Origin of the sequence: Streptomyces sp. BK79, assembly GCF_044142145.1 — a bacterium.
GTDB lineage: Bacteria > Actinomycetota > Actinomycetes > Streptomycetales > Streptomycetaceae > Streptomyces.
In genome coordinates this window covers 1-557 of record NZ_JBHVOC010000092.1, presented here as the reverse complement: position 1 = coordinate 557, position 557 = coordinate 1, and the positions used below count along the sequence as shown (strand labels likewise).

Annotated in this window: 1 protein-coding gene and 1 pseudogene; both read left to right on the top strand. The window is 66.6% G+C overall.

Annotated elements, in window-relative coordinates; translation table 11 throughout:
- Positions 1 to 335: pseudogene (locus tag ACFIF2_RS35925) on the top strand (alpha-1,4-glucan--maltose-1-phosphate maltosyltransferase); the annotation flags it as partial.
- The coding region (locus tag ACFIF2_RS35920) for an alpha-amylase family glycosyl hydrolase (protein ID WP_395577492.1) at positions 332 to 557 on the top strand (226 nt) is incomplete at its 3' end. The pseudogene ACFIF2_RS35925 and the gene ACFIF2_RS35920, both read left to right, overlap by 4 nt.

The following is a 557-nucleotide window of genomic DNA, read 5'->3' as shown; positions in this document are numbered from 1 at the left end:
AGAGCCCGGCCCTGCGCCAACTGCGCGATCTGCACTTCCACGCCACCGACAAGGAGGAGGTGATCGCCTACTCGAAACGGCAGGGGTCGAACACGGTTCTGGTGGTCGTCAACCTCGACCCCCACCACACCCAGGAGGCGACGGTCTCGTTGGACATGCCGCAACTCGGCCTGGACTGGCACGAGTCGGTGCCGGTGCGCGACGAGCTCACCGGCGAGACCTACCACTGGGGCAGGGCCAACTATGTGCGCCTGGAGCCGGGCGTCACGCCCGCGCACGTCTGCACGGTTCTGCGACCGTCCCACCCGCAGATCGGAGGGTCACCCACCATATGATCGTCAACGAGCCCGTGCCGGACACCTTCGAGGACACCCCGGCCAAGGACCGTGACCCGGACTGGTTCAAACGAGCCGTCTTCTACGAGGTCCTCGTCCGCTCCTTCCAGGACAGCGACGGGGACGGCGTCGGCGACCTCAAGGGCCTCACCGCAAAGCTGGACTACCTGCAATGGCTGGGCGTGGACTGCCTCTGGCTGCCGCCCTTCTTCAAGTCCCCCT